Here is a 26741-nt window from a genome sequence, read left to right on the forward strand (position 1 = left end):
AAACCAACAGATTCTTCTTCAAAGTGCACGACATATGATCCAGATAAAAAAACTTCTATGTATAAACGACTAGCCAAAAGTAACACATAAACTATAAGTGTATGGATACTATAGAAAATGATGAATTAGGTAAATTTAGGGGGATTTTGATGAATCGCTTTAGAGGCTATTGGTATCAATGGATGATAGAGCAGGGTGCGAATTTTGTTCATAAAAGAAAGGTTACTCCTGCAAGTAGGTTAGTCATTACAGCGTTACTCGGTTCATTTGCTGCTATTTTTCAATCTGCGGGGAACTTAATCCCAGGAATAGGGTTATTTATTAGTCCTTTCGCGACGCTACCGATTTTTCTAGCTATTTGTTATTCTATTCGTGAGGGAGTACTCTCGTATATTCTTACTATTTTCCTATTATTCATTATTGAGCCAAGTGAACTAATTGTCTTTCCTTTTACTACAGGATTATTAGGTATAGCGTTAGGAATATCCTTTTTACAATTCAAGAGGAGGATTTGGGTAATTTCTTTTTCAGCGATATGTCTACTTATAGGAATTATGATCATTCTCGATATCTTCCGTTTTCCTGTACTTGGTCCTACTATTCATACAACTATGGATATAAAAGTGATTACATTAATATTTATACTGAGTTTTCTATACTGCTGGATCTATGCAGAGCTGTGTAGAATAATAATGAATAGAGTATATAAAGTATGGTCTTAACAATTGTATAAAATCTTTTTGAACGAATACACTTTCTCATATATTTTCAAAGATTGGAGATCTAAGTCATGTATAACGTTGAAATTAGAAGGCCGAATTCGGATGATCTAGATGAACTATACTTGTTTTTCCGTATAGTTATTACGAATACATATAAAAATGAAGGGTTATCCCAATTATTAGATGACATAGAAAATGAAATTAACTCGAAAAAGCAATATTTGAAAAACGATTTTGATAGTAATGGAGAAAGTCGTTACTTTTTATTAGCAATAGATACAAATAACGATAAAATCATTGGAACGATTGAAATCGGTCCAGCAAGTACATTAATTAATAGTTGTACAGGCGGTGTACTTAAGGATTTGTATGAAATAGGAACTGTATTTATACTTCCGGAGTATCAAAGAAAAGGTATAGGGAGTTTGCTGTTAAATGCAATGTTTCTTACTTTACTAGGTAAAGGAATAACAGACTTTTGTTTGGATAGTGGATATAAAAACGCACAAAAAATATGGAAGAAGAAATTCGGAGAGCCTATTTATGCACTGAAGGATTATTGGGGCGAGTCAAGTGATCATATGATTTGGAAAAAAAGTTTACATGATATACCTATAATATTTGAATTATAAAATGAAATATGTCTCTGAACATAGCTTTTCTTACATACTTATGCTATTATTTATCTTTATAATAAAAGAGGACGTGAATGAACTTGATTAAAATTAATATTCCTGAAGCTGATGTTTCAATTACTGAACGTAAACAAGTTATTAAAGGAGACGAGCCATTAATTACTCCAATTAACGGTTTTATCGATTTCCACTTGTTCCCTAGAGATAAAGGCGGCATTTTTATGTTTTACAATATTAATGACGAACTTCTTTTCGTAGGTAAAGCTCGTAAAATTAGACAACGTATTAAAAAGCATTTTGAAGATAATGTTTCACCAATCAAAAATTATCGTGATGAAGTATATCGCATCGATGCATGTATCGTAGAAGATCCGACAGAAAGAGAAATTTACGAAACTTACATCATTAATGAATACAAAGCGAAATATAACGTTGATAAAGTGTTTTATAAATAAACAACATTAGCGAAATGAAACAATCCTAGTACATACACTAGGATTGTTTTTATTTATATAGCTTTGTAATTTTTGTCCGTAATGATTTTCCTCGCATTTGTTCCTCCTTATAAGGGAATATATTATTTAATCGGCAGAATTTTTTCGTATTTTCAAGCAATGGGCGGCAATTAAACAAAGTACCCCTATAAATAACATAATAATTCCAAGAGTTTTATGCTTTCCTTCGAAGAAAGGTATGTCTGTAATTACATTTGTCATACATAAGCCTAAGAACACAAGAATAGGTCCAATCCAAAGTAATATGTTTCCTAATTTTGTGTGTTTCTCCATATAAACCCTCCTTTATTTTTACATATATATCCATCTGTGTTACAATCCATAACTTTTAAATAAAGGTTAAAGTAAATCCCCAAGAGAAATATATTTTCTTTCATAACAAAAATTAAAGCATCATATATTGGTACAAGCAAACGAGAAAGGAGATCATCATGAATTGGCTAGAAGCTTTTATTTTAGGAATTATTCAAGGATTGACAGAGTTTTTACCTATAAGTAGTACAGGGCATCTTTATTTAGGGAGACATCTTTTTCAATTAGATGAAGCAGGTTTATTTTTAGATACGATGTTGCATATCGGAACGTTACTTGCGGTGTTTATTTATTATAAGAAAGAATTTATATATTTAATTAAAAATCCGTTTTCAAAGCTTATGTTTTTACTTATTGTCGGGACGATACCTGCGGTTGTAATCGGTTTATTATTTAAAGACTTTTTTGAAGATATTTCAAAAACAGGTATCACAATAGGTTGGGAGTTTTTAGTGACGGGTTTATTTCTTTATATGGCCGATAAACAAAAAAACGGTCGTAAAAAAATGAATGATATTACATATAAAGATGCATTCATAATTGGTTCATTTCAAGCAGTAGCTATATTTCCAGCAATTTCTCGTTCTGGAATGACAATTGTCGCTGCATTATGGAGAAAGTTAGACCGCGAAACAGCAGCGTACTTTTCATTTTTATTATCAACACCAGCTATTGTCGGAGCTATCATCTTGCAATTTGCAGATGTTTTCCAAGGGAAAGCAGAATCTATTTCTAGTACATCATTAATTGTCGGAACATTATCAGCAGCGTTCTTTGGTTACATAGCAGTTTCATGGATGATTCAATATTTAAAACGTCATTCTTTAAAAGTATTCGCGTATTACGTATGGGGATTAGGTATTTTAATTTTAACGTTGCAATTCACACAGGTGTTTTAAATATAATTATCAAGGAATTATTAGTTAAGATCCTGTTCCATTCATACACGACAGGATCTTTTTTCATTAAGGGGGAAGAAATGTTTACTAAGGCTATCATTATCGGTGGAAGTATAGCAGGGAAACTCACAGCAAAGGCTTTATCTGATAATTTTGAAGAAGTACTCATTTTAGAAGCAGGAGAAAGATGGGATGGAAAATGTCCGCGAAAAAGAGTTCCGCAAAGTAATCATCCGCATGTGTTATTAAAAGGCGGCGAAGAAGCACTTGAGGAGTTGTTTCCTAACATTACTAATGAATTAATTGAAGCAGGTAGCATCGTAAATAACTTTACTCGCGATTTAAAATGGCATCAATTCGGCCTATGGAAGCAGCCTTTCAAAGGCGAGATAAATATGATTCAACAAAGTCGTCTTCTGTTAGAATCGCATATTCAAAAACGAATTGAACAAGTTTCAAATGTTACTACGAAGTATGAAATGTTGGTTGAAGGATTACTAGTAGATAACAAACTTAATAAAGTCTATGGAATAAGAGCTAAATGCTTGAAAACAGGAATGAAAGAAGAATTTCATGCAGATCTTGTTGTTGATGCAAGTGGATTTGGTTCGAAAAGTATAGATTGGTTACAAGAATACAATTTCGAAGTACAAGAAGAGAAAGTAAGAATTGATTTGTTTTACGCAACTAGAATGTTTAGGCTCAAAGAAAAAGAGAAATTAGACTGCTGTAATATACTTATGTCTCCAAGTTTTCCTGAGAATCCGTATGGTGTTCTAATTCAAACGATTGAAGATGATCGTTATTTTGTTACTTTTAGTGGATATGCAAATGAAAAAGCACCGCAAACAGATGATGAATTTTATGATTTTGCTGAAAACCTATCAATCCCTAATGTTACAGAGTTTCTAAACAAATCTGAGGTGATTACCGATATAAAAACGTACAAAATTCCATATCAAGTACGCAGGCGATTTGATCTAGTTAATAATTTACCTGAAGGATTGTTAGTAGTTGGAGATGCACATTGTCGTTTTGATCCAGTTTTCGGACAAGGTGTTTCAGTTGCAGCTATGGAGGCTCACCAATTGCAATTAATTCTTCAAGGGAGAAAAAGGCTTGATAAAACATTAACTCGAGAGTTTTATATGAAGTCTGCTATGATCATCAAAACACCTTGGGAAATGACCACAACGGAGATAGCACGTCATCCTAAGTTACAGAAAGAATTAACTACGAAACAAAAATTTCAGCAATGGTATACGAAACAAATATATCAACTTTCTGCAAGTGATTCTGATATTTATATTCGGTTAGTCAGAGTTATGAACTTAATTCGTAGTCCATTTCATCTTTTTCATCCTAGAGTATTACTTACTGTATTACTCAGACGAAAGAAATAGCAGGAAAATTATCGTTTAAAAAAGAATGTATAACAGTTAGTAAATCAAGAAGAGGTAAACGGGATGGAAATATACATAGAACAATTAAAGAATCAAGACGCTGAAGATTTATTTAATTTTGAACTCACGAACAAATCATTTTTTGAAACAATGGTACCAAGTCGGGGCTCTAATTATTACGTGTATGAATACTTTCAAAAGCAACTTGACGAACTATTAAAAGAACAAACCGAGGGGATTTCTTATTTTCATCTCATACGTAATACAGAAAAAGAAATTGTAGGACGTATAAATTTAGTTGATTTAGATAAGGAAAAACGAATTGGGTCGTTAGGCTACCGAGTTGGAGAGAAGTTTACTAAAAAAGGAATTGCAGCAGCATCTGTAAAATTGATTTTGGCTCAAGCAAGAGTCTATGAAATTAATGAAATACATGCTATGACAACAACAAATAACATAGCTTCACAAATTGTATTAGAAAAGAGCGGATTTTCTCGTGAAAAGGAAGCGGATACAACTACTGTAGATTTAAACGGGGAAAACGTAAATTTCGTACATTATATTTGGAGGACTACTAAGGATTAAAAATAATAGGGGGACATGTACATGAAGGATTTACGTTATCCAATAGGCCAATTTACTTATGTAGGCACTATTACAGAAGAAATAATTGATAAATGGATTCAAGAAATTGAGGATTTACCTAATGAATTAGCAAGAGCGATAAAAGATTTAGATCAGAAGCAGTTAGATACACCGTATCGCGTTGGTGGATGGACTGTCCGTCAAGTCGTTCATCATGTTGTTGATAGTCATATGAATAGCTACATACGCTTTAAATTAGCACTGACAGAAAAGAACCCAACTATTAAACCGTACAAAGAAGAAAAATGGGCAGAGCTACCTGACTCAAAATTACCAGTAGATGTTTCACTTGTAATGCTAGATTCATTACATAAAAGATGGGTTAACTTATTATATTCTTTAGAACCGGCAGATTTAGAAAAGACATTTAATCATCCTGAATCAGGAGAAAAAAAACTTGCTGCTGCAATTGGACTATATGCATGGCACGGTCGTCATCATACAGCTCATATTACTTCTTTAAGAGAGCGTTTAAATTGGTAACATTAGAGAAGGCGACAGAAATTGATGCAGAGATTATATTTCAAATGCAAGTAGAATCATTTAGTTCATCATTAGAAAAGTATAAGGATTATGAAACAAGTCCGGCAAATGAACTTATTGAAAGAACGATTTCAAGAATAAATAATCTGGACGGTGGATTTTATAAAATTTTCGTAAATACAAATCTTGTAGGAGCCATATGTATATCACGTAAAGAAGAGGCATCTAAATTTTGGATAAGCCCGATGTTTATTATTCCAAACTATCAAGGGAACGGAATTGCTCAAAAAGTATTAATTTTAATTGAGGAGATGTTTCCGGAAGCAATGACTTGGGAGCTTGCTACAATTTTAGAGGAAGAACGAAATTGTTTTCTATACGAAAAGATGGGATATATAAGAACGGAATTTAAAAATAAATTAAATGATAAAGCAACTTTAATTTATTATAAAAAAGAAAGGTAAAGCACATTTTTAATGCTTTACCTTTTTGCACCGTTTTAGATTAAATATACAAATTTAATGTATATTCTTCCAAAAAATCCGGGTTAGTAATTTGAAATTTGAATAAATATACAGAAATGAACTATTTTGTCGTATATGTTACTAACGCTTTTTGAATACTTAATATGTTATCATCGTCTTTAAATTCTTTCGTAATTGGCGCGCTCAAACTAGACACCCATATTTTAAGTTCTGCATCTAAATCAAAATGCCCAGCTGTTTCAATACTAAATTGTGTAATACTTTTATAAGGGATAGAATGGTATTCTGTTTTTTTACCAGTTACTCCTTGTTTGTCTACTAAAATAAGACGGCGATTTGTAAATACGATTAAATCACGAATTAATTTATAAGCATGCTCAACTTTCTCATCATCCAGCATAATCTTTTCTAAATCACGTTCAACGCTTTCTGTACTCGCACTTGATGCATTTCCTAAAATACCACTAAATAAACCCATATGAAATTCCTCCTTTATAATATGTGGAATGAGTTTCTTATATTGTACCATGCTATTGGATAAGACATTATGACATAAGTTCAATAGTTTTTCGTTATTGTTGCAATTAATTTATATAACCTCATCCTAAAATCTTGTGCTAACATGTAATTAAGAAAACAGAAGCAGAGGGATTGAGCATGAAGAATATCGGTTTAGTATTAGAAGGCGGCGGAATGAAAGGGTTATATACTGCGGGAGTACTCGAATATTTTATGGAAAGGGACTTATTCTTTCCGTATGTAGTCGGTGTATCCGCTGGAGCGTGTATGGGAGCAACCTATTTATCACGCCAAAAAGGAAGAAATAAGAAAGTAAATACAGAGCTAGTAGCAGATCACAGATATATATCTTATCGAAACTTAATTCGAAAACGTGAATTATTTGGAATGGATTTTTTATTCGATGAAGTACCAAACAAAATTGTACCGTTTGATTTTCAAACTTTCCTAAATTCAAATGAACAGTTTGTAATTGGAACGACTGATTGCGAATCAGGACAGGCAGTTTATTATAATAAAACAGAACATGGAAATGATATTTTAAAAATCATTCGTGCATCAAGCTCTGTACCGTTTATAGCACCTGCTGTAGAATATGATAATCGAAAATTGTTAGATGGAGGGATTATAGATCCTATTCCAGTTTTTAAAGCACAAAATGATGGTTATTTAAAAAACGTTGTTATTATGACAAAGCCAGAAGGATACGAGAAGCAGCGTAATAAATTTTCTGGACTAGCTAAAATTTTATATAGAAAGTATCCGAAAATTGCAGAGCATTTAGTAAAACATTATCGTTTTTATAATGAAACTGTATCTTATATGAATCACAACGAACAAAAAGATAATTTTTATGTAATTCAGCCAAGCAAACAGCTTCCTATAAGCGGAATAGAAAGAAATAAAGAAAAGCTCGTTAATTTATATAATCTTGGGTATAAGGATGCTCATAATCATTATGAAAACTTATTGAATTGGATGGGAAAATAAAGGGGTGGAACGTTGATATTAGGAAAAGAAGTTATTTTTAATGAATTGCAGAAAATGCATAGCCCACTACATAAACCGTTTCCTTATCGTGCTACAGAAAAATTGCAGCGAGATTTAAAAAGTAAATTTACCGAAGATGACTGTATAAACGCTGATTTTAATCATTATTGGATGCATACAGCAGGAACTTTAAGTTCTGTACTAAATGAAAACGAAGAGAATATTACGTTCCAACAAATACAGTGGCTACGAAAATCGTTTTTTGAATGGTTTCCGCAATATATTTTTCTAGAAACGGAAATTGTGAAATACCCCATTTTATATAGAGATTTCATGAATTATGAAAAGGCTCGGAAACTGTTACTTTACTACCTTACTGAATAAAGACGAAAACGCACAGGTTAAATAGCTTGTGCGTTTTTTTAGTTCATAAAATATACAATATTATCAACTTGTTTATATAGGAATTCTAATTATAAGAAAGAAGTACATATAGAATACTGTAGAGGAGGGAAGCGGAGTTTAGTTTAGCGGTCATTTTCTTTTAAATCATTATTCATCATGCAAATGTTAAATGACAAAAAAGTTGTTTAATTCTTATTGGACTATCAGGCAGGTTAGTTAACTTGTGTTTAACAATTGTGTCGGATTCTTGAGAATTACTTTCAAACATCGTTAGTTATTTATGTTAAAATATTCCGAGTGAAATCAGCTTCTTATCAATGTTATCAAGTATCAAAATAATTCAGAAACGAAGAAGGGACAGCACCAACATGGAAAACGTATCAAATATAGATAAATTGGAATCATTAAAATCTTTACAATCGACAATCCGTAAACTCGAAAATGCTTTGTCACAGATGACTCAGAAAGGAGCAAATACTACTTTAGTAAAAAAACGACTGAAAGCTGTTTGCATCGGCTTAGCAATGCTAGAAAACGTTTGGAATCAAAGAACCCATAATTATACCCAGCAAGATATAGCAGAAGCTTACAATATTCTTACTGGTTTGCTTCCGTCAATTGAGAGGGCGTATGATAAATCAAAGGCTGGTAGTCCTCAAAGAACGCTTTTAGAAAGAAGAATAAACGCGTTGGAACAAGCTATTCAAGCAATTGATAATTTTTCTAATAAATAACTGATCTAAAAGGATGCGTTAGTTCAATAAGAATTAAATAACTTTAAAGAGCCTTATTACAAATAAAATGTAGCAAGGCTCAAATATTCTTCATATCAAAATTAATATTCTCGCACTTCACACCTTCAAGAAGTTCTTATTACATCGGCTAACCAGTATACATTTCATCTTCAAATTCATACGAAATCAGGAAAACTTGAAAATGAACCTCTTTTAACGGCAAATAGACGTCTCTATAAAGATTTAAAAGAAAAAAGATACAAAACCATTTATGAAGATTTTAAAGGCGGTCACGATGGCATTTGGCGGCGTAAAAAGCTACCGGATGGATTGAGAGCATTAAAACACTCGAAAATAACACTATAAAAATAAAATGAAAAGAGGAATGAATCTATGAATCAAGATGATCTAGATAAAAAGCTAAAAAAACAAGAAATTTTAGTGAAAGATGAGAAAGTTTGGTCATTCACGTATGAGGATCACATTAGTTCTATCGTTAAACAGGCAGAAAAGAAAGGCGCTTTTAATGATTTACCTGGTAAAGGGAAACCTCTTAATCTTGATAAAGATCTTGCGTACAATCCTGAAAAGCAACTTTATAGAACTTTGAAAAATAATCATGTTTTGCCTAGGTGGATTGAACTTTCAAAGGAAATAGATCATCTAAAAGAGAAATTAAAAGAACTAACGGATACTGCAGAAGCAGCTACGTTAATTACAACTATTAATAAAAAGGTCTCAGAACATAATTTACTTTGTCCGCCAAGTGCGCAAAAAATGAGGGTTAAAACGGATTTTTAGCTTTTTTTAATGAAACCATCTTTTGCTATATAATTAAGTTAGGTGTTTTCAATTCATTACTAAAGGGAGGGAAAAGCTGTGAAAAATACGTATCAACTTCAAATTCCGAAAGAACTAGAACAGTATCGTAGTATTTTAGAAGAAAGTGTGAAACCGTATATTAAAGCGTCTGGAACGCAAGCAGAAACAACACTTTTTGAGAGCAAGTTTGGCGGGTATCCGTATGTACCTATAAATCAAGAGCATCCTAAAGACTCAAACGGACAACCTATGATGCTACTTGCGCAGTTAAAATTTGAAGAAATGCCGCATATTGAATATATGCCTCAAAATGGAATGTTACAATTTTTCGTAAGTGCTAATGATGAACTTTTTGGAGCAGATTTTGATCATCCAACAAGCCAAAAAGACTTTCGAATTATTTACCATTCTACAATTACAGAAGAATTAACTAAGGTTATTACTGATTTTAGCTATTTAAACACTTTAGAATTAGAGCATTTCATCATACCTGAAGCAGCTAAACTAAAGTTTGAATTGGATTATCAACCAGTAACATCAAGAGATTATCGATTTGAAAAGATTTTTAATGAAAACATTGATTGGGAAGAAATTGTTGATGAAGAAAATAAAACAGAATTAGGCGAACTGTATGATGATCTATGCCAAGATCAAGGGCATAAAATTGGCGGTTATCCATTTTTTACACAGACAGATCCGAGGGAATGGGAAGAAAAATACCAACAGCATGATATATTATTGTTGCAAATCGATACAGACGATTCATTAAATATTATGTGGGGAGATTCTGGTGTTGCTAATTTCTTTATACGCAAGGAAGATTTGTTGAACCTAGATTTTTCCAATGTTATTTACAATTGGGATTGCTATTAAAATAACAATTTAGAGCATTACTTATGTTTAAATAGGGAAAAGGACTCAATTTATTGGTGTATATATGTTTAAGTGCTAAAAAATCATCCTAACAGTTAGGGTGATTTTTGTTTTAACAATATTTAATTTTGTTAACTAAATTAAAAGATAGCAATCATAATAAAAGTCAAGCGATGATATGAAATAAATAAAAATAATGTAACATGTAGCAAATCATATATGTAGCTAAAAATGATAAATTAATCATTGGAAAATTCATTAGTAATAAAAACACTTTAATCGATTTTTAATTTTTATTTTAAATGTATCGTTACGTAAAATTTTTTTGTGTTTGTAAATAGAACGATTCATGAATTTTAAGTTCGGATTTGCTATAAACGGATTAAATATAAATTTAGTAATAAAAACGTAAAAAATCATTTAAGTTTGATTTAGTATAAATCTCATTAAAAATCTCCGTTCCGTCTCATTAAGTATAGTTTACTTGGTTTTTGATACAGAGAAACACTTACTCTATACAACTTTGTATAATATATATTATGTTAACTAGTAAAAAGTAATAAACTTATTAAATATTAGTTTTGGTTGTTAAACTTCCCTTTTCAATAGATTGTTTGGTTATTGGTTTTTTGAGTTGTTTTATGTGATTAATTACAATGTTTCCGTATAGAAAGTTATATTTAAGATAATAAAAAACATAATTCGTTTAAATCACAAATTTTAAACGAATTATGTTTATAGGATTAAAAATACGTTTTTAAAATTAGTTTGCTACAGCGATTGCTTCAATTTCAATTAATAAATTATCGTTAATTAACTTTCTAACTTCTACAGCTGAACTTGCTGGTGGATTCTCAGTATCGATGTATTGATCTCGAATATCTCTGACAATGGCCATTTGAGAAATATCCGTTAAGAAAAATGTTAACTTTACTACATCATTAAAATTTAATTCTGAAGTTTCTAATGCGCTTTTAATATTTTCAAATACTTGTTGCGTTTGGGTAGCTAAATCACCCATGCCAACTATGTGACCATCAGTATTAAGTGCTACTTGTCCAGATATGTAAATTGTTCGTTTAGCGTTACTAACTTCGACTACATGTGAGTATCCAAAAGTTGTGGGCATAGTTTCCGGATTTATAAATTTCTTTTGCAAGGTCCCTCGCTCCTTTTTGTATCGTATTTTCCCTATATAAAACTTAAGGGAATTATCTATATACCCTTCTGCTACATATGTGAAGTTATAATATGTTGCTTATATTTATAAAATTAGGTATTTAACAGATTATATATGTTTGATTTTCTTGAATGCCGATTTTAATTATGTCTTGTTTTATTAGTTCTTCAGTTACTTTTGTATAGAAAAAGTGATACCACCAAATGAAAAATTCTTCGTAAGTTATTTCTTTTGAGTATCTGCTGCTTGCAAAGTATTCTTTTAAAGGTTTCTCATTTTCTTTAAATAATAAGATCAAATCCTCACTGATCGTTTTCGCGATTTCGCTAAGTATAGATAAGTCTGTGGCTTTAAACACTGGGATAACAGGTTGTGAATTTTGATATAAGCCTAATTTTTCGTATAATACATTTAAATTTAAGTCTACTTGTCTATCTACTGCTACAAAATTTTCAACTAATTGCTTTTTCGTATAATTAATATCGGTAATAGCATCGTGAAAATATTCTTCAAACGTTTCTTTATTCGCAGTTATTAAATTCAAAGTTGTATATCGAGTGTTTCCATAAAGTCCAATTTGATATTCTTCTAAATCCAAATACGTATTACCATACATTCCAAAGGCCTCTTTGTCTGTTTGTTCTTGTTCTTGAATCGCATAATAATATCTTTTATTGTTTCTCAAAGGCCGTTCCGTTTCTAAATAGTTTTCTTCAATGGTATTTATTTGTCCGAAATCTAATAACACACCACTATAAAGTAAAAGACTATACGATTCTTTAGATAAATGACTCAATGTCTCGATTCTTTTAGAAATAGCATCAATTTGATTATAATACTTTTCAATTATGTTAAGTGTAGGTTTAATTAGAGGCTCACATAGGTTATACAATTTTTCTCCTTCATAAGCTGTTATAACCATACACGTTGGATAGTAACTCCCTCCTGTCTTTTTCAATAAACCTTCTAGTTCTAGTGCATGCATTTGTTTTTCGAATTCTTCGTCAGTCCAATTTAGCTTCGTTTTTATAGCATTTGATTCTATGCCCAGATGAAGCATTACAAGTAAATATTGAAGATTTGTTCCACTTATTTTTATAGATGGAGAGTTGTCTCCAGATGAAATCATTTTAGTCTCATAAGCTGTTTGTAGCATTTCCTCTGGCGTATTAGTATCAAGTATCATTGAATCCCTCTTTTTTAATTAAGTTAATTGTAAAATCTATGTATTAATTACGTTCTATAAATAAAAATAAGTATCCTCTAATAATCTCAAATTAAAAACCTTAGTATAGCTATACCAGGGTTTTTAAAATTTTTATAATGAATTTTCTGAGGTGCTCTTCCCTTCTGTATAAAGCTGAATCATTTCAGATTTTGATAGTTTACATTTTGACTTCTTTTTTCTTTCTTCCAGCATTTATCGACTCTCCGTCCTTTGGATAATTAGTTGCATACCTGCTTCTATAACATATAACGAAACGTACGTTCTTTGTTGTTTATGAGAAAGAATTTACTTAAACAAAATAATTTACAAATACATAATATTAGTTTTAGTTGCTGCTAAATGAATTCTATTTTATATATAAAAATAATAAATTTGAAGAATTTATTAAATGTACTGCATTAAAGATGAAAGGTAAAACGATATAGTTTACACTAATAACAGCTAGAATAACAACATACGTATATTGTTAAACGTAAAAAGGAGAACTAATGAAAAAGAAATATATAAATCAAATTCATACCGATGTAAGTTTTAAATCGAAAGATATTATAGGTTTAATGACTGATTACTTTAAAATGAAAACAAAGCTGCGTCCTATAAAGAATTTACCTATTGTGTTACCGAATTTGCATAATGAATCTATAGATAGTGTTACATGGTTTGGTCATTCTGCTTCTCTTTTAAAAATAGAAGGTAAAAAGCTGTTATTAGATCCTATGTTTGGCGACGCCTCTTCCCCGTTTCCTGTTTTTAATAGTAAACGTTATAGTGGTGCTTTTTCTTTAGAACGTGAAGATCTTCAAGAAATTGATGCGATTATCATTTCGCATAATCACTATGACCATTTAAATTACAAAAGTATTATGCAGTTAAAAGATCGTGTAAAGCACTTTTATGTTCCGACTGAAGTTGCACGTTATCTTATTAAATGGGGTGTTTCACCTAGTAAAATTAGTGAGCATAATTGGTGGGATGAAATTACGTTTGATAATATTAAATTAGTTTGTACACCTGCAAGGCATTTTTCTGGACGAAGTATGACAGATAGAGATAGTTCGTTATGGTGTTCATGGGTTATCCTTGGTCAAGAAACGAAAGTCTTCTTTAGTGGTGATAGTGGATATGCTCCGCACTTTAAGGAGATTGGTAATAAATATGGTCCATTCGATCTTACTTTAATGGAATGTGGACAATATGATGCGAGATGGTCTGCTATTCATATGATGCCAGAAGAAACAGTGCAAGCTCATATTGACGTTAAAGGAGAATTGCTTGTCCCTATTCATTGGGGTGCTTTTACGTTAGCATTACATGAATGGAGTGATCCTATTGAACGTGTTACGAAAGAAGCAAATCGTTTAGGGGTTAATATTGCAACGCCACAAATCGGTGAAGCTATTACGTTAAAATCTAAAGGTTACCCTACGTCAACTTGGTGGAGAGAAGTATAATTATAATAAAAAGCGAACCGATTTAATATGGATGGTTCGCTTTTTATTCGTACATGACTCATCTATTAAAATTCTTTGTTTTATCTACTGGAATTGCATTTTTCATCTTTTCTGTTGTCCAATATCCTGTAGGGTCTTCCATATTGCTTGAATCTTGAATAGCAGATGGGATATTGGGAGCTTTTTTCACTTGAGTAAGAATGTTTTTTTCGCTAGAGGCTGCCAATGCTAAGTAAATAATTAAGGGTATTATAATAATACTAGTTATATATACCCAAAATAAGTGATTTCCTTTTTTCATGAGCTCCTCCTTCTATTACATACTAATCTCCCCTAATTACTACTTTACTATATTTGCCTTCCCGTTATCTAAAATTCTACTTGTCGGCACAGAGGTAATATCAATGACTGTATTCATGCTCTTATCAGTTAGTTCAATGAGTTCGTTTTCGTGATTAATTTTATTTAAATCCCACACCATTCCATTGAACTCGTTATGCTGTCCACTTACCCTTAAAATGTTTTTTGTTTTACTTGACGGTTGTATTTGTAGATTTGTAAATTGATTCCCGCTAATCTCATTTGGTGTAGTTAAATTACTATCCATATAAATCATATTCACACAATCCTCTAGAGAGAAGTTCATAAAACGGTTGGCATTTATCCAGGCATGTCCAGATTTCGGTTTTTTCGCTACTAATTTTAACCCTGTTTCCATTCCTGCTACTTTAATGTTATCGAAGTTAATAAAGGAGATTTCATTTTCTTTTCCACCAGTGAATAAAGAAATTCCTGTTCCTTTATTTGTTTCGGCCCAATTTATAATATTTATATCTTTTATTTGTGTTTTGTTCCAAGTGTTATAATACTTATTTTTACCATCTAAATATATAACTTCAGAATTGAATTTAGGGTCATCGATGGCTATGTATGCTCCTTCAATCGAAGCATTTTTTTCTAGTTCCAATACCCTAAAGTTTCCCTCTACAACAAATTGTGTTCCATAACCGAATAATAGTTTTACACCTTGTTTAACGATGATTGGTGAAGTGATTTTATACTTTTTATCATCGAGCAAAACTGTTTTAATTTTACTTGATTCTGCTTTATTAATGGCTGCTTGAATTTTATTTGAATCATTTTTACCTTTAAAGTTTTCAACAAACAGTTTATCATTTTGAACTAAACTTTCTTTATTGTAATGAAAAAAAGCAAAAGTAATTAGAACAATACCTAAGAGTAAAGCGATTATTTTCTTCATAATACTCACCCTCGCGTTAAATTTTATCTTTAATAACACTTCGATTACATTGGCTATTTTTTGTTCATGTTTGCACTGCTTTATGTATTAAATCTATTGGGCTGGTCTGCTTAGCTAGTTCTTTATTCTTATACTCTACTAATTTATGATTTAGTAAAATGCAAGAGTGCTCTAATATTAATTCATTATAAAGTACTTCAGTTAAAAATTTAGGTATCATCTCTCCTACGCCGTAATTATAGTCACTTAGAATCCAAGATACCTCTTTCCAATCTAGAATTCCTTCTGAGACTTTTTTTGGAGTGTGATATGTAAATTCATTAAGTAGCTCTACTAAATAGACATACATGCCACCAGAATATGAGGAATCCTCCCATTTAATAATGCCTTTAAATTGAATTTGATTTTGTTCAACATCTATATTTGTTTCTTCTTTTATTTCACGAATTGCATTTTCTAACGGTGTTTCTCCTTTTTCTATCTTCCCTCCTACACCGTTCCATAATCCTTTTACAGGATCATATTCTCTATTTAGCATAAGTATTTCTTCATTTCTTTTTATAAAACATAAAGTGTGCTTGTACATAATTTAATTCCTTCCTTTGTTCTTAATAAGTTCTAACGGGTGATATTAAATATACTGCTGCAGATTGCTCTCCTGCTTCAATTAATATCGGCCTCATAGAACCACTAAAGCTTAAAGTAACTATATCTTCTTTTATTGCTTTTAAAGCATCGACCATAAATCGTCCATCGAAAGATATATTTAATTGCTTTTCACCGTGAATAGCATCTATTTGTTGTGTCTCGGATATTTTACCAATCTGAGAAGCGTTAGAAGAGATTTGTATTGTGGATTCGTCGATGATTTCTAAGTTAACGTTGTTGTTTGCCCATTCACTAGCTAATAAACTTGACCGATCTACACCTTGTAAAATCTGTTTTCTATCTATATTAATAACCGTTTGGGATTCATTTGGAATTAGGGCGGATATATTAGGGTATTTCCCTTCAATTAGTCTTGAATATAAAGTAGTTGTTCCAAATTTAAAAATAATATGACTCTCTGAAAGATAGATATATACGAATTCTGAATTACTGTTTATTAATTTTAGAAGTTCACTAATGGTTGAACTTGGTACAATGCAATTTGCTTTCGAATTTGAAGAAATTAGTGTTTCGCGTACAGCAAGTCTATGTGAGTCAGTTGCAGCACAAATTAACTTATTATTATTTAACGCGATATGTACGCCAGTAAGAACTGGTCTAGATTCATTTTTAGCCACTGCAAAGACAGTTTGTTTAAACACTTCAATCAATTGTCCTGTTTCTATTTGTATTTCTACACGATCGTCTAGTAGTGGTACATTTGGAAATTCATTTGCTGGAAATCCATTTAAATTTAATGTGATTTCTTTTGATTGTATGGTAAGTATGTGTTCATTTTTACTTTGTATTAATATATCACTTGGCATTTTCTTTATAATTTCAATAAAATATTTTGCAGGTACAACAATACTTCCTGCTTTTAAGACGGTTATAATTTGTTCGTCTTCGATGAAACTAGGGATAAATTTTTCGATAAAAATATTCGAATTACTTGCGATTAAAGTAATTCCAAATTGATCTGCTGTTATTTTTATTCCGGATAATATAGGAATTAAAGTTTTTGTTGAGATAGCTTTACTTACTTCTGAAAGAGCTTGTGTAAATTGTTTGTGATTAACGATAAACTCCATTTTTCCCCCGCCTTAAATGAAATACTATCTTTATGAAGATTGATGAATAATAGTTCCATTAAAAATATAAGGAACTGTTTCTTTCTTTTGTAAAAGGCTTTTTAAGTGTTCGGGTATACGTAAATAAGGTTCTGCTGAATCTAATTCCATCCAGGTAATCTCTTCAATCTCTTTTGGCCGTGATATACAGATTTCCCCTCCGATTATTTCTCCTAAAAAATTAAAGAAGATTGCATGATGTCCTCTCTCCTCAAAAAAGGCTTCACTAATGGAACAAACCCCTTTTACGGATATATCTAGCCCTGTTTCTTCTTTTACTTCACGAATTGCTGCCTCTTCTAACGTTTCCCCGAATTTAACTGCTCCACCTGGTAAAGTGTAATAAGAACCATTTTTCCCTTTGTTTTTAACCATTAATAGCTTTTCATGAGTTTCATCATATAGAAGTGCGTATGTAACATTTACTTTTTTCATATGTAACCCCCTTGAATGGTAAAAATTTTCTGTCTTTATTTTATTCTATCATTAAATTGTTTGGATTCATAAAAAGTAATTTGAGTAAATAACTAATACGAAACGATATCGTGTTCATAGACACACAAAAGAAAAGAGCATATTTTGAAAAAGATTAATCATAATACACTCTTTAATGATTCATTTATAACCTTTTTTCTAAATAGTAATGATTATGTCCTTTAGGATGATCTTCACTTACCCCTATCACTTTATACCCATGCTTCTTATAAAAATTAGGGGCTTGAAAACTAAAAGTATCTAATTTGATTAGCCTACATTCTTTTTTAATTGCAAATTCTTCAATAAGATTCATTAAATTGCTTCCGTAACCTTCGTGCCTGTATTCTTCAGAAACCCATAGGAAGTCAACATGTACATGGTGCCAAAATGTGATTGCCGTTATCCCTCCTACTATTTCTTCTTTTTCATTTTTCACTATAAAACTAATCTTTTCTGAAGGTGTTTTTTCTTCATTTGAAAGTTGTTTTTGGTTATATTCAATTACTTTTTCTCTTATGTAATCACTATCTTCTTGTACCCATTGCTTTACTATTTGCATTTTAACTATCACGCCCCTTTACATTATTTATTCAATTTAACAATCGGAATGTCCTATCTTCTTTAATGTTAGATTATGAAATAAGTACAAGGATAAAATTAGATTTTTTGAATGTCATCCATTGTTTATACATTTTTTTGTAAAGCAAAAGAGCCCTAGTATAAGGACTCTTTTTTAAAATTAAGCTATTTTTCGATTTAACGATTTGATTTCCTTCTTCTTTTCTGCATTTGGAGGGCGGATTACTATAGAGATAACGAAAGATATAACAGATAGAATACCGATTGTAATGAAGGTTGGTTGAAATCCTCCAAGTAGTGCTCCAATGAATGATCCTGCAAGTGCACCAAAACCGAAACCTTGGTAAACAATCCCGTAGTTTGTACTATGGTTTTTTAATCCGAAGAAATCCCCGACAATGGCTGGGAATATTGTGATATTACCACCAAAGCAAAAGGCAACACTTGCTACACAAGCAAAATATATCCCGTAATTTAGTGGAATGAAACTTAAAGTAAAGACGGACAATCCAATAATAATAAACGTTGCAGAGACAATTTTTAATCGACCTATTTTATCTGATAATGTGCCGAGAATGATTCTACCAATCGTATTAAAAACTGCAATCATTGCAACGGCGTTAGCGGCAGTCGCTGCACTAAGACCAACGAGCTGCACCCCAATGTCTTTTACCATACCGATTAAATATAAACCACCCATACACGATGTAAATAGCATGAAAAACAAGAAATATACTTGTTTCGTTCTCATCATTTCACGAGGCGTATAATCATTGTGTAATGTTTCCGTTACCGTGTTACTTACAATTGCTTCACGTAAGAAGAACGATCCGATTAATACTAAAAGTAAGACGATAATACCCCAATATAAAAATGCTTGTGATACACCAAGACTATCGATAAGATTTCCGTTTACATATCTAAAGATTAAGCTCCCCATTCCATATGCTGAAACAGATATACCAGAAATAAGCCCTTTACGGTTTGGAAACCATTTAATTAAATTAGATAGTGATGTAATATATGCTGTTCCATCAGCATATCCAACGACAACACCGGCTAATAAATAAAGTAATGGTAATGAGGAAACTTGTGAACTAAGTATTAAACCGAGTCCTAAAACAATTCCTGCAGTAGCGATAAGTTTACGAAGTCCAAATTTTTGTTGTAGCTTTCCTGCAAATAGAGTTGAGAATGATAAAGAAAAACTCGTAATTGAGAAAGTAATCGCGACTGAATTGAGGTTCCATCCAAACTTACTTACAAGGGGTTGATTAAATAAACTCCATGTGTAAATTGTTCCTAGGCCAATTTGAACAATGATTGTACCTAGAACAATTAACAACGGATTTATAGATGTTGTTTGTTTCATGCTAACTGTCCCCTTCTTTTATCATGACATGAATTTTCACAGTTAGTATATCCATAATAAATTGCAAGATACTGTACGGAAAATGGAAATTAAGTTAGCTTACACAAAAAAGACACTTCATCAAGAAGTGCCTTTTTGTAGGTTATATACAGCATTTAAAGAAAGCTTTGTTAAGATAAGACATTTTCGAATGCTTATGTACATATGTTACCAAATAATTTGCTAAAAGTGATGAGACTTAAGACGTATTTTTCTTTCATAAATAAGCCGGAGAGAAAATTAATATTCAATTTCCTCGAAATCTTTCGGCTGCGGTACAGTTTGCATATTCGCTGCATCTTTCGGATCGCTATAAATCGCGTTTTGTTCTGTGTTTACATCCTTTATATTTTGCTTTTTATTTTTATTCACTTCATTTTTCATTAAAGCTCACTCCTTTTTATTATAGGAGTAGTTATGCCCTAACCGTATTATTTTTACTGCTACTAAATGTATCAGCGACTAAATTGCTAAATTCACGTAAATAATATAAATAATTATCCCCACCATAGTTGTATCTTTTATTGTACATTTTAGCAACGACGACATTATATTCTGGAATGACTAATATCGTGGGTCCTGTAATTCCTAATATTTGATAGGAACCTTTAGGAATTCGCTCACCAAGTTCGCTACATAAAGCAGGTTCATTTTGAACGAACCAAAACAATCCATTTTGTGGTAGTTCTTTATTTTTATACTCTGGATTTTGCAAACTCGTAGCAAGTGCTATAACTTCTTTTGGCACAATCTGTTTACCATTTAGGAACCCGTTATTTAAATGCAGATTTCCCCAGTATGCAAATTCTCTCGCAGAAACAAACAAATTTTTCTCGGAGCCGTCATCTACTGCACCAACACTATTTATGGCATCTTCATTTGGATTTACAACAACCTTAACTAATTTTTCATCTTGCTTTATTCTCCATCCAGTTTCTTTGAAGTCAGCAGGTATGAATACACGTTCCTTTAATAGTTCAGGAAAACTTTTGTTATACAAGTGATAAATAAGCTGTGTCATCATTCTTACATTAATATCTCTATACGCCCAAGCTTGTCCTGGCTCAAATTCACGATAAATTATCCCATCATCGGTTTCATTTAAACCATGTGAATGAGTTACTAAATGTCTTATCGTTGTCTTACCAAGTAATGAAGGATCATATTCTTTAAAATAATTTACAGCCTCGTCATCCAGAGATTTTATTTTCCCCTCATAAAGTGCATAAGCTACCATTAATCCTAAATAGCTTTTTCTAGCAGAAGCAACATTGAACTGTGAAGTTGCTGTTATCTTTTTACTATTCAATGTGTTTGAATGCTTTCCACTATAATGCTCTAGTACAATCTTATTGTCTTTCATAATACAAAGTGCTGCCGCAGAACTTTGATTTGTCTCTTTAATATTTTCTACCCATGAAATTAATTTCTCGTATTTGTACAAATAAATTCCCCCTAAAATGAAAACGAAAAAATGACAGCATGAAAGAAAAGTGTCAATACATTATAACTTTGCATCTGCACTTTTCTTTCATGTGAAATATTATTGATCTATAGTACTTAAATAATCCACCAGCTCCAGCAATTAAAGCAGCTGAAACAACCTACACAACCTACGCAACCACCACAACGTCCGCCGCCGCAACCACCGCATCTACCGCCACATCCACCACAACGTCCGCCGCAACCACCGCAGCCGCCGCAGCGACGTGCATCATCTTGGATGTAATAATATGGATATTGATTTTGTTGCTGATCCCAATACACAACATTACCAGGTTGATAATCATTAAGGTTTAATGTTTGCAGTTCTTGTTGAAACTCATTCATTAGAAAACCCTCCATTTATAAATATAAATTCCGTCCTAATTTTTAAGTATATTTACTTTTGTAAATAAAGTAGAAATAAGGCTATAGAATAAATGCGTACATCAACAAAATATGACTTTACATTAGGTGATGTACCTTGTTTATAAGCCTATTTTCTTTATATCTTTTCAGTGGACGTAATTTATATAGATAGAGACATTTAAAAGTTACTAATCCAGCAAGTTAATAGTTCATCATTTAATTTTCTTTCTAGTAATTCATTTACTGAAGGTGTCGGCATTATTGTATAAGATTTTATATTCTCTTTATTGAAATCAATCCAGTGAAATGCTAAATGGGACTCTTTAGATATCGGAGTAAAATCGGATTTCAACTCATTTGAATCTATTTCAAAAACGTGGTTAATTTCATGATGAAGCGTTTCTTTGTCTTGCCATTGATTTTCTATAACTCCTAAAAATTGTTTTATACTGCAATTTACTCCAAGTTCTTCTCGCAACTCTCTTATTAGTGCATTCTCTGCTGATTCCCCAATTTCAACATGGCCACCAGGTAAAAAATAGTGATATCCTATGTATTCAGCAACTAGTAATTTTTCATCTTTTATCATGATAGCTCGTACAATATGATGGAATTTACTTTTCATTGGGTATTCCTCCTAGAGTCATTCAATCTATAATCTCTCAAAAATTTTCATTTAAAAGCTGGATAATATAAATCATAGGTGTTTCATACGCATGAATTACATTTATGACTGCAAAAATGCCTTTTTCAAGTTCTTGCAGTCATTTTATCCCAATTTAAATTTCGCGCCTTTACTTAATAAATGTTAAACCAATAAACGATATACTTGCTCGCCATCATACTCTTGTCCTAATGGTTGAAAACCGTAACATTCATATAGTTTCTTTGCAGAAATATTATCTTTATGTACAGTTAATCTAATTTCTTTGCACTCTTTAAATCTATTTTTTATTAAATTAATAATTTCCTGTAATGCTGCTTTACCATAGCCATTTCCTTGCTGCTTTTGATCAATGATAAATCCGTTTATCCAATACATATCTGATGTCTCTCTTACAAAAGCATGCATAATAAAACCAACTATAAGATCGCCATCATATATAGCAAATGGTATATACTCTACATTCTCACCATCTGGTTTTATATATACTTTAGCAAGCGAAACTGCTACAGCCGGGACAAATTTTATTTGATTTTCTCTAACTTGTAACTTTAATGCGTCTTCCCAATTTTCTCTCGTAACAACCTTTAACTGGACATTCAATATTTTAAGCTCCTTTATAAAGAGGATGTATTTTTATATTCAACAGAATGAAATAATTCCCTTTTTCGACAACACCTCATAACGTGCTTTTTATAAAATCCTGATTGAATTTTAATAAGTGAGTACTTGATATTTAGAGATGTGTTGAAATCGTAGTTTATATATAAAGGAAAACGCTAGAAATATGAATGAAGCGATTAACAAGCGTAGTAAAGTAAGATGTTCAGGTGTGTAAGATTCAAGCCCTATACGAATTGCTGGAAAAGCAGTTCCCAATATTAGAATCGTAAAAGCGTGAACACATATGATTCGAAAATCCCATTTTTTATTAAGCATGTTTCGCTTTTAAATAAAGTCACGGAGTTTATTTAAAAGTCGCGATGTTTTGCCCCTTTGGATCTGTTTATCTAGAAGTGGGGGTATAGTGAAAAGAAGATCTGAACTGAAAGGAGAATTAAGGAACTGTTGAGTAGCAATAAAGTTACTCAGCTAAAGGGCCAATTCGTGGAATAACACCTTTAAAGAAAATTGGATATCTATGTTTAAGTAAAAATCCCAAATCCAATAAAGGATACGGGATTTTTGTTTTTAAATATTGTGTATTACTGTCTAATACGGAACTTAGATTCCAGCCCACACATCTTTTCCGTATCGCCCTTCACGTTGCAATTGGTCTAACCAATTTCTTGCCTCTTGTTCACTTACCCCATGATTTCGCTGATAAGCTTGACAAAGAGTATCCTCTACATCTGGAGCCATTCGACTTCCATCACCGCATATATAAAGATGAGCGCTGTTATCTAATAAAGAAATTAACTTGTCTCCATCTTGTTGCATTAAATGCTGTACATATGTTTTTGGATGTCCTTCCAGACGCGAAAAAGCTGTGTGTAAGGATAATATGCCATCCTTTTCATCTTTTTTTAATTCTGTACGATAGAGATAATCCTGTTCAGGATGACGACAACCGAAATATAGGCGAGCTTCTCCTAACTTTATGCCTTGCTGTTTCTGGATGCGACGTGATTGTAAAAACCCTCGGAATGGTGCAATCCCAGTTCCTGGTCCAACCATGATAATTGGCGTTTCAGGATTTTTTGGCAACTGAAAACCGGATTGTGGAGTACGAATAAAACAAGCAATATTGTCTTCGTTGTGACATTGAGCTAAATAGTTAGAAGCGACCCCTTTATATTCGCCTTGTCCACTCCGTGCAGGTCCGCTTACAACACCAACTGTAATACTCAGGCGATCCTGGGTAACGAGTGGTGAGCTTGAAATAGAATAGTAACGTGGTTTGAGTGCAGGAAGAAGTTCTAAAAACCGCTCAAACGGCATTTCACATGCTTCGTACTTTTCGAGAAGATCTAACATGGAAATACGTTTCTTTAATATTTGCTCTTGGTAAATTCCCTCTTCCACCAAAGTTTCCAATTCTCGTTTGTGCGGAGGGCAAACCGTAAAAGATGCCAGTTCCCGTATTTGTGCTCTGGTTGCTGCTTCCTGCACTTCCACACTATAGCTAAGAAGATCACGTAAACTAATAGGCATATCAAGTGGCAGATGAGCTGCGTTTCGTCCACTTGCTGTCAGTACTATTTTATCATTTCCATTCAAATTATACCTACGGAGAACGCGGCTGACATTTTCCTCACTGTTGTGTGGAAGCACTCCGAGATGGTCTCCTTCTTGATAAGTAACTCCTTGCGGTAAGGCCACCTCGATATGCCGAGTGCTCCGATCACTGCCAGCTGATTGGAGTTCGCGATTTTCCACAATAGTTGCATTCATTGCTTCGTATGAACGAGCAAGAGGAGATCCTCCAAGGCCACTGACAAACTGAAGGCTTAGGGTACTGCGTTCTTTTTCTACATTTTCATTGAACTCCAATCCAAAAGCTTTCATCGCATCCGACCACATGCTTTGTTTCCATTGATTGAGCTGTTCCTCAAAGTCTCCACTCGCATCTCCCTCTCCACGTGTTGAGAACCTTGTGGCTCCCTGTTGAGCCATCTGCTCGTCAATATATCTTGGGACATTTTGATAGGTACTGGCCCAGTTATGATCTCCACAACCAAACACCGCATAATGAACACCTTGTAGCTCACCATGTTGTAGTTCTTCAAGCCATTGTACGAATTGTCCAGCATTGCTCGGTGGCTTTCCGTTATAAGAAGAAGTAACAATGAGAATGGCTCCTTCTTTCGGTAAGTTACCAATTCGGTCATTTAAAGGCGATACTTCAGTCCGTACGCCATGCAAACTCGCTGTATCCGCAAGTTCCCGTGCTACACCCTCAGCAGTTCCAGTATCAGAGCCGTAAAGAACAAGAAGCGGACGATTATTGAGTCCTTGGAGAGAAGCTGTATTCTGAACTTGCTTTTCCGTTTTGTGGTCCTCCGGCGTCTCTGCTACAGGTGTTAGGACAGACGGACGGATGGCAGCTTGATTTCGGGATTGAACCTTTATCTTAAAATCACCTGGCTTTAACGTTAATGTTTGTTTAATGTCCAGCTCATAATTCGCATAATCGATGAATTCAAAATGCTGAAGAAGCATTCCCAGTACGAGAGTGGCCTCATGAAGGGCAAACTGCATACCGATACATGCCCGCTGGCCATTTCCAAATGGCTTATAAGCATGATGAGGAACTTTATCTGGATCTTCAAACCGTTCGGGATGGAATTCTTCTGCATTGTCCCCCCATGCATCTTTATCTCGATGCAGCTGTGGAATAAGAACCATAATCCGATTTTCTTTTTTCTTTACCGGATATTTTCCGCCAATCACCGTGTCTTCTTTTGCATAAAGGCTGAATGCTGGTGCGGTAGGCCATAGACGCAGCGATTCATTTAAAATCATTCGGATATACTTAAGCTGCAGAACTTGTTGATATGTCGGAGTGGGCCCTGTTAATACCCGATCTACTTCTTCATAAGCTTTTCTCAATTTATCCGGATTTTTTAATAAGTAATAGATCGCAAAGGATAACAATCCACTTGTTGTCTCGTGCCCGGCTATTAAAAAGGTGATGATTTGGAAACGAATATTTTCATCATCCAGTGTTTCGCCCGTTTCCGGATCCTTCACATTTAACATACGGGAAAGCAAATCATTTCCTTCCTGGTTTCCATTGGCCTTACGTTCGGCAATAATATTATCCACTAAAGAAAACATGGCTTGGATATCATGCTGAAATTGACGTTTAGTTCTCACCATGAGTTTGTCCTGTATATCTAATCGTTGTGTTTGATGCATCGCTTCATCTAGAGCACGGACCATGCTGGTGATAAAAGGATGAGGAGTCTCACGATAATAACTGTTAAATCGGTAATTAAAACCGCATAAACCAATCGTGTCCAATGTAAGACGGGTCATATCCTCTGGGACATCCACCTCTTCATTCGGATTAAGCCGTGCCCATTTTTGAACGAGCTGTACGGCAATATCGACCATCATGGCATGGTAATCCTTCATTGCCCGCTGACTGAATGTAGGCGTCAGAATATTATGGGCTTTTCTCCAGTTAGGCTCGTGCGTTCCACTTGTAAATAACCCGTCTCCAGCAAATGGACGAACCTTTGCTAAAGGACCTTCTACACTTTTATCGAACCGTGATTGGTCACAGACTTCTTCTACCAATTCATGCCCAGAAACGATAATGGCAGTACCTCCTGGAGTTTGAAGCTGAAAAATGGGACCGTACTCTTCCGCCAGCTTGATAAACGATAGGAGCGGTTTATCTTTATCAAGTAGAGGTACATTACCTAATGGACCAAACGTTTTAGGTTGGGGAATATCATTAAGCTTTTTCAT

Annotated in this window: 31 protein-coding genes and 2 pseudogenes; 14 read left to right on the forward strand and 19 right to left on the reverse strand. The window is 33.0% G+C overall.

Features of this window, described 5'->3' with window-relative positions; translation table 11 throughout:
• Positions 1–149 precede the first annotated feature (149 nt).
• From QUF93_RS14890 to QUF93_RS14900, 3 genes are all read left to right on the forward strand, one after another.
• Positions 150–722, forward strand: a complete 573-nt coding sequence (locus tag QUF93_RS14890) for a YybS family protein (RefSeq protein ID WP_289375594.1) — start codon at positions 150–152, stop codon at positions 720–722.
• Between the two features lie 68 nt (positions 723–790).
• Positions 791–1354, forward strand: coding sequence for a GNAT family N-acetyltransferase (locus QUF93_RS14895; RefSeq protein ID WP_289375596.1), 564 nt, complete (start codon positions 791–793; stop codon positions 1352–1354).
• Positions 1355–1431: 77 nt separating this feature from the next.
• Positions 1432–1812: a nucleotide excision repair endonuclease gene (locus tag QUF93_RS14900; RefSeq protein WP_002119702.1), complete on the forward strand. Its 381-nt coding sequence runs from the start codon at positions 1432–1434 to the stop codon at positions 1810–1812.
• 126 nt (positions 1813–1938) lie between these two features.
• Here the strand turns inward: QUF93_RS14900 and QUF93_RS14905 are convergent, their stop codons facing one another.
• Positions 1939–2145 (reverse strand): hypothetical protein, encoded by a 207-nt coding sequence (locus QUF93_RS14905; protein WP_002119705.1) that lies wholly within the window; start codon positions 2143–2145, stop codon positions 1939–1941.
• Positions 2146–2303: 158 nt separating this feature from the next.
• Here QUF93_RS14905 and QUF93_RS14910 point away from each other — a divergent pair, with 158 nt between their 5' ends.
• From QUF93_RS14910 to QUF93_RS14930, 5 genes are all read left to right on the forward strand, one after another.
• Entirely contained in the window at positions 2304–3083 is a 780-nt protein-coding gene (locus QUF93_RS14910; RefSeq protein ID WP_002119708.1) for an undecaprenyl-diphosphate phosphatase, read from the forward strand.
• A gap of 80 nt (positions 3084–3163) precedes the next feature.
• Positions 3164–4486: an FAD-dependent oxidoreductase gene (locus QUF93_RS14915; RefSeq protein ID WP_289375598.1), complete on the forward strand. Its 1323-nt coding sequence runs from the start codon at positions 3164–3166 to the stop codon at positions 4484–4486.
• A gap of 63 nt (positions 4487–4549) precedes the next feature.
• Complete coding sequence (locus tag QUF93_RS14920; RefSeq protein ID WP_289359273.1) at positions 4550–5071, forward strand: GNAT family N-acetyltransferase; 522 nt, start codon at positions 4550–4552, stop codon at positions 5069–5071.
• A gap of 21 nt (positions 5072–5092) precedes the next feature.
• Entirely contained in the window at positions 5093–5614 is a 522-nt protein-coding gene (locus QUF93_RS14925; RefSeq protein ID WP_002119716.1) for a YfiT family bacillithiol transferase, read from the forward strand.
• Positions 5554–6078, forward strand: a complete 525-nt coding sequence (locus tag QUF93_RS14930) for a GNAT family N-acetyltransferase (protein ID WP_289359274.1) — start codon at positions 5554–5556, stop codon at positions 6076–6078. The genes QUF93_RS14925 and QUF93_RS14930 overlap by 61 nt, the downstream gene beginning before the upstream one ends.
• Positions 6079–6199: 121 nt before the next feature.
• On the opposite strand, the gene QUF93_RS14935 is transcribed toward QUF93_RS14930, so the two are convergent.
• Positions 6200–6577 carry a PH domain-containing protein gene (locus QUF93_RS14935; protein ID WP_002119722.1) on the reverse strand — a complete coding sequence of 126 codons (378 nt, stop codon included), beginning with the start codon at positions 6575–6577 and terminating at the stop codon, positions 6200–6202.
• A 179-nt stretch (positions 6578–6756) separates the two neighbouring features.
• Between QUF93_RS14935 and QUF93_RS14940 the strand changes: the two genes are divergently transcribed.
• From QUF93_RS14940 to QUF93_RS14960, 5 genes are all read left to right on the forward strand, one after another.
• The gene (locus QUF93_RS14940; protein ID WP_289359275.1) at positions 6757–7608 is read left to right on the forward strand and encodes a patatin-like phospholipase family protein; all 852 of its coding nucleotides are present in this window, start codon (positions 6757–6759) and stop codon (positions 7606–7608) included.
• A gap of 12 nt (positions 7609–7620) precedes the next feature.
• Entirely contained in the window at positions 7621–7992 is a 372-nt protein-coding gene (locus QUF93_RS14945; RefSeq protein WP_289359276.1) for a YxiJ-like family protein, read from the forward strand.
• Positions 7993–8381: 389 nt separating this feature from the next.
• Complete coding sequence (locus tag QUF93_RS14950; RefSeq protein ID WP_289375600.1) at positions 8382–8747, forward strand: hypothetical protein; 366 nt, start codon at positions 8382–8384, stop codon at positions 8745–8747.
• A gap of 393 nt (positions 8748–9140) precedes the next feature.
• Positions 9141–9548: a DnaJ family domain-containing protein gene (locus tag QUF93_RS14955; RefSeq protein ID WP_289375602.1), complete on the forward strand. Its 408-nt coding sequence runs from the start codon at positions 9141–9143 to the stop codon at positions 9546–9548.
• A gap of 78 nt (positions 9549–9626) precedes the next feature.
• The gene (locus tag QUF93_RS14960) at positions 9627–10442 is read left to right on the forward strand and encodes a YwqG family protein (protein ID WP_289375604.1); all 816 of its coding nucleotides are present in this window, start codon (positions 9627–9629) and stop codon (positions 10440–10442) included.
• Positions 10443–11205: 763 nt separating this feature from the next.
• Here the strand turns inward: QUF93_RS14960 and QUF93_RS14965 are convergent.
• From QUF93_RS14965 to QUF93_RS14975, 3 genes and pseudogenes are all read right to left on the reverse strand, one after another.
• Positions 11206–11601, reverse strand: coding sequence for a RidA family protein (locus tag QUF93_RS14965; protein WP_289359280.1), 396 nt, complete (start codon positions 11599–11601; stop codon positions 11206–11208).
• A gap of 121 nt (positions 11602–11722) precedes the next feature.
• On the reverse strand, positions 11723–12808 hold the full coding sequence (locus QUF93_RS14970) for a hypothetical protein (protein ID WP_434476082.1): 1086 nt from the start codon (positions 12806–12808) through the stop codon (positions 11723–11725).
• 144 nt (positions 12809–12952) lie between these two features.
• A pseudogene (locus tag QUF93_RS14975) lies at positions 12953–13042 on the reverse strand (endonuclease); the annotation flags it as partial.
• A 296-nt stretch (positions 13043–13338) separates the two neighbouring features.
• On the opposite strand from QUF93_RS14975, the gene QUF93_RS14980 reads away from it, so the two are divergent.
• Positions 13339–14301: an MBL fold metallo-hydrolase gene (locus QUF93_RS14980; protein WP_289375606.1), complete on the forward strand. Its 963-nt coding sequence runs from the start codon at positions 13339–13341 to the stop codon at positions 14299–14301.
• Positions 14302–14359: 58 nt separating this feature from the next.
• On the opposite strand, the gene QUF93_RS14985 is transcribed toward QUF93_RS14980, so the two are convergent.
• The 14 genes and pseudogenes from QUF93_RS14985 to QUF93_RS15050 all read right to left on the reverse strand — a co-directional run bounded on the left by QUF93_RS14985 (position 14360) and on the right by QUF93_RS15050 (position 26741).
• The gene (locus QUF93_RS14985) at positions 14360–14602 is read right to left on the reverse strand and encodes a hypothetical protein (RefSeq protein WP_289359282.1); all 243 of its coding nucleotides are present in this window, start codon (positions 14600–14602) and stop codon (positions 14360–14362) included.
• Between the two features lie 39 nt (positions 14603–14641).
• Entirely contained in the window at positions 14642–15562 is a 921-nt protein-coding gene (locus QUF93_RS14990; RefSeq protein WP_289375608.1) for a hypothetical protein, read from the reverse strand.
• 64 nt (positions 15563–15626) lie between these two features.
• Positions 15627–16148 (reverse strand): NUDIX hydrolase, encoded by a 522-nt coding sequence (locus QUF93_RS14995; protein ID WP_002119746.1) that lies wholly within the window; start codon positions 16146–16148, stop codon positions 15627–15629.
• Positions 16149–16170: 22 nt separating this feature from the next.
• Positions 16171–17301 (reverse strand): DNA polymerase III subunit beta, encoded by a 1131-nt coding sequence (gene dnaN / locus QUF93_RS15000; protein WP_289375609.1) that lies wholly within the window; start codon positions 17299–17301, stop codon positions 16171–16173.
• Positions 17302–17331: 30 nt separating this feature from the next.
• On the reverse strand, positions 17332–17775 hold the full coding sequence (locus tag QUF93_RS15005; RefSeq protein WP_002147574.1) for an NUDIX hydrolase: 444 nt from the start codon (positions 17773–17775) through the stop codon (positions 17332–17334).
• Positions 17776–17959: 184 nt separating this feature from the next.
• Complete coding sequence (locus tag QUF93_RS15010; protein ID WP_016104977.1) at positions 17960–18376, reverse strand: GNAT family N-acetyltransferase; 417 nt, start codon at positions 18374–18376, stop codon at positions 17960–17962.
• A gap of 180 nt (positions 18377–18556) precedes the next feature.
• Complete coding sequence (locus tag QUF93_RS15015; RefSeq protein WP_289375612.1) at positions 18557–19768, reverse strand: L-lactate MFS transporter; 1212 nt, start codon at positions 19766–19768, stop codon at positions 18557–18559.
• 279 nt (positions 19769–20047) lie between these two features.
• Positions 20048–20191, reverse strand: coding sequence for a hypothetical protein (locus tag QUF93_RS15020; protein WP_002013225.1), 144 nt, complete (start codon positions 20189–20191; stop codon positions 20048–20050).
• A 31-nt stretch (positions 20192–20222) separates the two neighbouring features.
• Positions 20223–21251, reverse strand: a complete 1029-nt coding sequence (locus QUF93_RS15025; protein ID WP_289375614.1) for a serine hydrolase domain-containing protein — start codon at positions 21249–21251, stop codon at positions 20223–20225.
• 116 nt (positions 21252–21367) lie between these two features.
• Positions 21368–21637, reverse strand: a complete 270-nt coding sequence (locus QUF93_RS15030) for a heterocycloanthracin/sonorensin family bacteriocin (RefSeq protein WP_002119756.1) — start codon at positions 21635–21637, stop codon at positions 21368–21370.
• A gap of 199 nt (positions 21638–21836) precedes the next feature.
• Entirely contained in the window at positions 21837–22283 is a 447-nt protein-coding gene (locus tag QUF93_RS15035; protein ID WP_002119758.1) for an NUDIX domain-containing protein, read from the reverse strand.
• Positions 22284–22466: 183 nt separating this feature from the next.
• Positions 22467–22925: a GNAT family N-acetyltransferase gene (locus QUF93_RS15040; RefSeq protein ID WP_002119760.1), complete on the reverse strand. Its 459-nt coding sequence runs from the start codon at positions 22923–22925 to the stop codon at positions 22467–22469.
• A gap of 150 nt (positions 22926–23075) precedes the next feature.
• Positions 23076–23261: pseudogene (locus QUF93_RS15045) on the reverse strand (EamA family transporter); the annotation flags it as partial.
• A gap of 285 nt (positions 23262–23546) precedes the next feature.
• Entirely contained in the window at positions 23547–26741 is a 3195-nt protein-coding gene (locus QUF93_RS15050) for a bifunctional cytochrome P450/NADPH--P450 reductase (protein ID WP_289375973.1), read from the reverse strand.

Origin of the sequence: Bacillus hominis, assembly GCF_030348325.1 — a bacterium.
GTDB classification, from domain to species: domain Bacteria; phylum Bacillota; class Bacilli; order Bacillales; family Bacillaceae_G; genus Bacillus_A; species Bacillus_A hominis.

Coding starts and splice junctions, on each gene's coding strand:
- QUF93_RS14890 (WP_289375594.1), top strand. CDS start 150: ATGAATCGCTTTAGAGGCTATTGGTATCAATGGATGATAGAGCAGGGT.
- QUF93_RS14895 (WP_289375596.1), top strand. CDS start 791: ATGTATAACGTTGAAATTAGAAGGCCGAATTCGGATGATCTAGATGAA.
- QUF93_RS14900 (WP_002119702.1), top strand. CDS start 1,432: ATGAACTTGATTAAAATTAATATTCCTGAAGCTGATGTTTCAATTACT.
- QUF93_RS14905 (WP_002119705.1), bottom strand. CDS start 2,145: ATGGAGAAACACACAAAATTAGGAAACATATTACTTTGGATTGGACCT.
- QUF93_RS14910 (WP_002119708.1), top strand. CDS start 2,304: ATGAATTGGCTAGAAGCTTTTATTTTAGGAATTATTCAAGGATTGACA.
- QUF93_RS14915 (WP_289375598.1), top strand. CDS start 3,164: ATGTTTACTAAGGCTATCATTATCGGTGGAAGTATAGCAGGGAAACTC.
- QUF93_RS14920 (WP_289359273.1), top strand. CDS start 4,550: ATGGAAATATACATAGAACAATTAAAGAATCAAGACGCTGAAGATTTA.
- QUF93_RS14925 (WP_002119716.1), top strand. CDS start 5,093: ATGAAGGATTTACGTTATCCAATAGGCCAATTTACTTATGTAGGCACT.
- QUF93_RS14930 (WP_289359274.1), top strand. CDS start 5,554: ATGGCACGGTCGTCATCATACAGCTCATATTACTTCTTTAAGAGAGCG.
- QUF93_RS14935 (WP_002119722.1), bottom strand. CDS start 6,577: ATGGGTTTATTTAGTGGTATTTTAGGAAATGCATCAAGTGCGAGTACA.
- QUF93_RS14940 (WP_289359275.1), top strand. CDS start 6,757: ATGAAGAATATCGGTTTAGTATTAGAAGGCGGCGGAATGAAAGGGTTA.
- QUF93_RS14950 (WP_289375600.1), top strand. CDS start 8,382: ATGGAAAACGTATCAAATATAGATAAATTGGAATCATTAAAATCTTTA.
- QUF93_RS14955 (WP_289375602.1), top strand. CDS start 9,141: ATGAATCAAGATGATCTAGATAAAAAGCTAAAAAAACAAGAAATTTTA.
- QUF93_RS14970 (WP_434476082.1), bottom strand. CDS start 12,808: ATGATACTTGATACTAATACGCCAGAGGAAATGCTACAAACAGCTTAT.
- QUF93_RS14980 (WP_289375606.1), top strand. CDS start 13,339: ATGAAAAAGAAATATATAAATCAAATTCATACCGATGTAAGTTTTAAA.
- QUF93_RS14985 (WP_289359282.1), bottom strand. CDS start 14,602: ATGAAAAAAGGAAATCACTTATTTTGGGTATATATAACTAGTATTATT.
- QUF93_RS14990 (WP_289375608.1), bottom strand. CDS start 15,562: ATGAAGAAAATAATCGCTTTACTCTTAGGTATTGTTCTAATTACTTTT.
- QUF93_RS14995 (WP_002119746.1), bottom strand. CDS start 16,148: ATGTACAAGCACACTTTATGTTTTATAAAAAGAAATGAAGAAATACTT.
- dnaN (WP_289375609.1), bottom strand. CDS start 17,301: ATGGAGTTTATCGTTAATCACAAACAATTTACACAAGCTCTTTCAGAA.
- QUF93_RS15005 (WP_002147574.1), bottom strand. CDS start 17,775: ATGAAAAAAGTAAATGTTACATACGCACTTCTATATGATGAAACTCAT.
- QUF93_RS15010 (WP_016104977.1), bottom strand. CDS start 18,376: ATGCAAATAGTAAAGCAATGGGTACAAGAAGATAGTGATTACATAAGA.
- QUF93_RS15015 (WP_289375612.1), bottom strand. CDS start 19,768: ATGAAACAAACAACATCTATAAATCCGTTGTTAATTGTTCTAGGTACA.
- QUF93_RS15020 (WP_002013225.1), bottom strand. CDS start 20,191: ATGAAAAATGAAGTGAATAAAAATAAAAAGCAAAATATAAAGGATGTA.
- QUF93_RS15030 (WP_002119756.1), bottom strand. CDS start 21,637: ATGAATGAGTTTCAACAAGAACTGCAAACATTAAACCTTAATGATTAT.
- QUF93_RS15035 (WP_002119758.1), bottom strand. CDS start 22,283: ATGAAAAGTAAATTCCATCATATTGTACGAGCTATCATGATAAAAGAT.
- QUF93_RS15050 (WP_289375973.1), bottom strand. CDS start 26,741: ATGAAAAAGCTTAATGATATTCCCCAACCTAAAACGTTTGGTCCATTA.